1 protein-coding gene is annotated in these 300 nt (G+C 46.3%); it reads right to left on the bottom strand.

The window, feature by feature from the left end; translation table 11 throughout:
- Positions 1-300 (bottom strand): 2TM domain-containing protein (locus HC175_RS22850; protein WP_168140062.1); only part of this gene is annotated, 300 nt, incomplete at both ends.

The following is a 300-nucleotide window of genomic DNA, read 5'->3' as shown; positions in this document are numbered from 1 at the left end:
GGGGCGTGGTTGGCGGGATATATGGCTCATCCTTTTTTGGGAGCGGATGATCTCTCTCTACCTGCTTTTGCAGCTCGGCGATCTTGTGTTGCTGTTTTGCGACCAGGCGCTCTACCTGCTCATTTTCCCAGTCTTTTCCGAAAAATTTATTGGTGATGAACACATTAAAAACATGGATGAGAAGAATGACCGCCCAAAAAATGATCGCCCATACAAACCAATCCAGCCCGAAAGGATTAATGTCCCTTCCAATCTCAAAGATCACGTTAAGCAGGATCAATACTACAGATCCCAGGAGGA

This window comes from Salinimicrobium oceani (genome assembly GCF_012037645.1).
Note: the sequence above shows the minus strand (reverse complement) of the source record. Positions and strands in the feature narration are given on the sequence as shown.